The organism is Povalibacter sp. (assembly GCF_036735925.1).
GTDB lineage: Bacteria > Pseudomonadota > Gammaproteobacteria > Steroidobacterales > Steroidobacteraceae > Steroidobacter.
In genome coordinates, this window is the sequence record NZ_DAINNK010000149.1 from 1 (window position 1) to 3903 (window position 3903).

General features: G+C 63.4%; 4 protein-coding genes and 1 riboswitch. All 4 genes read left to right on the plus strand.

The annotated features are described in order from the left end of the window. The coding region (locus V7D81_RS22935) for a methionine adenosyltransferase domain-containing protein (protein WP_324320700.1) at positions 1-389 on the plus strand (389 nt) is incomplete at its 5' end. Positions 390-467: 78 nt separating this feature from the next. Continuing rightward, positions 468-545: riboswitch (S-adenosyl-L-homocysteine riboswitch) on the plus strand. A gap of 18 nt (positions 546-563) precedes the next feature. Next, entirely contained in the window at positions 564-1979 is a 1416-nt protein-coding gene (gene ahcY / locus V7D81_RS22940) for an adenosylhomocysteinase (protein WP_324320702.1), read from the plus strand. Between the two features lie 106 nt (positions 1980-2085). After that, on the plus strand, positions 2086-3021 hold the full coding sequence (gene purU, locus V7D81_RS22945) for a formyltetrahydrofolate deformylase (protein ID WP_324320704.1): 936 nt from the start codon (positions 2086-2088) through the stop codon (positions 3019-3021). Beyond that, complete coding sequence (locus tag V7D81_RS22950) at positions 3018-3896, plus strand: bifunctional 5,10-methylenetetrahydrofolate dehydrogenase/5,10-methenyltetrahydrofolate cyclohydrolase (RefSeq protein WP_324320706.1); 879 nt, start codon at positions 3018-3020, stop codon at positions 3894-3896. The genes purU and V7D81_RS22950 overlap by 4 nt, the downstream gene beginning before the upstream one ends. Positions 3897-3903: the final 7 nt, after the last annotated feature.

Consider the following 3903-nt stretch of genomic DNA (forward strand, 5'->3'; position numbering starts at 1 on the left):
TCTCCGGCAAGGATCCGACCAAGGTCGATCGCTCGGCCGCCTATGCCGCGCGCTACGTCGCCAAGAACATCGTCGCTTCCGGTCTTGCGACCAAGGCGCAGGTGCAGGTGTCGTACGCCATCGGCGTCGCGCGCCCCACCAGCATCATGGTGACCACCTTCGGCACCGGCAAAGTGTCCGACGAGAAGCTGGAAGAGCTGGTCGCCAAGCACTTCGACCTGCGTCCGAAGGGCATCATCCAGATGCTCGACCTGCTGCGTCCGATCTATCAGAAGACTGCGGCGTACGGCCACTTCGGCCGCAACGAGCCGGAATTCTCCTGGGAGAAGACGGACAAGGCCGAGGCGCTGGCGGCGGATGCGGGCGTGAAGCTCGCAGCCAACGGCTGACGGCGTCCGGGTTTCTTTTTTTTGTGGGGCCGGCTTCAGCCGGCCTCTTCGGAGTCAGGCTAAAGCCTGACCTACACGCTTGCCGAGGGGCGCTGCAGCAGAGTCGATCTGCCAGGCTCGGCGGGCTGCCTTCAACGGCAACGGCGCCCTGACGTTCAACTGGAGATTCGAGAAATGAGCGCAGTCGTCAAACCTGCTTCCGGCGATTTCCACGTCGCCGATCTGTCGCTGGCCTCATGGGGCCGCAAGGAAATCCTGATCGCCGAAACCGAAATGCCGGGCCTGATGGCGATCCGCGAGGAATTCGCCAGGAGCCAGCCGCTGAAGGGCGCGCGCATCACCGGCTCGCTGCACATGACCATCCAGACCGCGGTGCTGATCGAGACGCTGCAGGCACTCGGCGCCGACGTGCGCTGGGCCTCGTGCAACGTGTTCTCGACGCAGGATCACGCCGCCGCGGCGATTGCCGAGCGCGGCACCGCCGTGTTCGCCTTCAAGGGCGAATCGCTGGACGACTACTGGGAATTCACCCACCGCATCTTCGAATGGCCGGACAACGGCTACTCGAACATGATCCTGGACGACGGCGGCGATGCGACGCTGCTGTTGCATCTGGGCACGCGCGCCGAATCCGACATCGGCGTGCTGGCGAAGCCGGGCAGCGAAGAAGAGATCTGCCTCTTCAACTCGATCAAGCGTTATCTCAAGAAAGATCCGAAGTGGTATTCGACCCGCCTGAAGCAGATCAAGGGCGTGTCGGAAGAAACCACCACCGGCGTGAAGCGTCTCTACCAGATGGCGAAGGAAGGCAAGCTCGCGTTCCCGGCCATCAACGTCAACGACTCGGTCACCAAGAGCAAGTTCGACAACCTCTACGGCTGTCGCGAATCGCTGCTCGACGGCATCAAGCGCGCGACCGACGTCATGATCGCCGGCAAGGTCGCGATCGTTGCCGGCTACGGCGACGTGGGCAAGGGTTCGGCCCAGGCGCTGCGTTCGCTCTCCGCCCAGGTATGGATCACGGAAATCGATCCGATCTGTGCGCTGCAGGCCGCGATGGAAGGCTACCGCGTCGTGACGATGGAAGAGGCCGCCGACAAGGGCGACATCTTCGTCACCACCACCGGCAACTTCCATGTGATCACGCACGATCACATGAAGAAGATGAAGAACAACGCCATCGTCTGCAACATCGGCCACTTCGACAACGAGATCGATGTCGCGTCGCTGAAGCAGTACACCTGGGAAAACATCAAGCCCCAGGTCGATCACATCATTTTCCCTGACGGCAAGCGCATCATCCTGCTGGCGGAAGGTCGTCTGGTGAACCTGGGCTGCGCCACGGGTCATCCCTCGTACGTGATGAGCTCGTCGTTCGCGAACCAGACGCTGGCGCAGATCGAGCTGTACGCCAACACGGCGAAATACCCGATCGGCGTCTACGTGCTGCCGAAGCATCTCGACGAGAAGGTCGCGCGTCTGCAGCTCGCCAAGCTCGGCGTGAAGCTGACCGAGCTCACCGACGAGCAGGCGCAGTACATCGGCGTGGCGAAGGAAGGCCCGTACAAGCCGGATCACTACCGGTATTGATCGCCTCGCCGTCGCGCGTGACGGCGACAGGGGCTAGATGGTGAAATAAGCGGCCGGATCCGACAGGGTCCGGCCGTTTTCGTTTCACCTGACGATCGAGTGACCCATGTCCGACGGTTCCCTGCCCGGCACGCCTGTCTCCGCCACGCAATCTGCTGCGGAGCGCCAGCCTGGCGCAGGGAAGTCTCCCAGCATCGTCCTGACCCTCTCCTGCCCGGATACCACGGGCATCGTGGCAGCGGTCGCGGGCTTTCTCGCCGCCAACAACTGCCTCATCACCGAGGCGCAGCACTTCGACGATCCGTACACGGTGAAGTCGTTCATGCGCACCGTGTTTCACCCGAACGGGCAGGGCACGCCATCGCTGGCCGATCTCGACAAGGAGTTCGCCCGCACCGTCGGCGCGCGCTTCGGCATGGCGTACGAGTTCAACGAAGTGAAGCGCAAGTGCCGCGCGGTGCTGGCCGTGTCGAAACACGGTCACTGCCTCAACAGCATGCTGCATCGCTACAGCACCGGCACCCTGCCGATCGAGGTCGTCGCCGTGGTGTCGAATCATCAGGACATGCGCAGCCTGACCGAATGGCACGGCATTCCGTTCCACTACTTTCCGGTGATCGACGGGCGCAAGGCCGATCAGGAAAAGCGTCTGTTCGAACTGTTCGAGAAGACCGACGGCGATCTGCTGGTGCTCGCCCGCTACATGCAGATCCTGAGTGCAGAGGCCTGCAAGTACTTCACGGGCCGCGCCATCAACATCCATCATTCCTTCCTGCCGGGCTTCAAGGGCGCGAAGGCCTATCACCAGGCACATGCGCGCGGCGTAAAGCTGATCGGCGCGACGGCCCACTACGTCACGACGGATCTCGACGAAGGCCCGATCATCGAGCAGGAAGTCGCGCGGGTCGATCACACCATGCCCCCGGAAGAGCTGGTGGCGATCGGCGCCGATCTCGAAAGCGTGGTGCTGAACCGTGCAGTGAAGTGGCATGCGGAGCATCGCGTCGTCATCAACGACAGCAAGACAGTGGTGCTGAGATGACCGCCAGGATCATCGATGGCCGGGCCATCGCAGCCAAGCTGCGCGCGGAATACCACGTGCGCGTCGATGAGCTGAAGGCGCGCCACGGCATCACGCCGGGACTCGCCGTCATCCTGGTCGGCGACAGCGCGGCCTCACGCTCCTACGTGAGCGGCAAGATCAAGGCGTGCCGGGAAGCGGGCATCCATTCCGAACTCATCGAGCTGCCGACCAGCGTCGGCGAGGAAGAGCTGCTGGCGAGGATCGACGAACTCAATGTCGATCCGGCCATTCACGGCATCCTGGTGCAGCTGCCGCTGCCGCCGCACATCCGGGTCGCCAGCGTCATCGAGGCGATCTCGGTCGAGAAGGACGTCGACGGCTTCCATCTCTACAACATGGGCGGCCTCGTGACCGGCAGCACCGTGTTCTCGCCCTGCACACCCTACGGCGTGCAGAAGATGCTGGAGCACGAGAACATCCGCATCGAAGGCCAGAACGTCGTCGTGGTCGGCGCGAGCAACATCGTGGGCAAGCCGACGGCGCTGATGCTGATGCAGCAGGAAGCCACCGTCAGCATCTGTCATGTCAAGACGCGCGACCTCGGCCACTACACGCTGCTCGCCGACATTCTCGTCGTCGCCGCGGGCGTGCCCAATCTCATCGTGCCGCAGATCGTGCGCACCGGTGCGGTAGTGATCGATGTCGGATTCAACCGACTGCCGGACGGGCGCATCGTCGGCGATGTCGATTTCGAGGGAGTGAAAGAGAAGGCGTCGTACATCACGCCCGTGCCGGGCGGCGTCGGGCAGCTGACCGTGACCATGCTGCTGCACAACACGATCGTGTCGGCGGAGCGGTTCGCGACCGCGACGACCTCGGGCTTCCGCCGCTGAGCGCCGC

What these genes read in the sequence shown, in the direction of transcription:
- ahcY (WP_324320702.1), top strand. Translation starts at nt 564, where the DNA reads ATGAGCGCAGTCGTCAAACCTGCTTCCGGCGATTTCCACGTCGCCGAT.
- purU (WP_324320704.1), top strand. Translation starts at nt 2,086, where the DNA reads ATGTCCGACGGTTCCCTGCCCGGCACGCCTGTCTCCGCCACGCAATCT.
- V7D81_RS22950 (WP_324320706.1), top strand. Translation starts at nt 3,018, where the DNA reads ATGACCGCCAGGATCATCGATGGCCGGGCCATCGCAGCCAAGCTGCGC.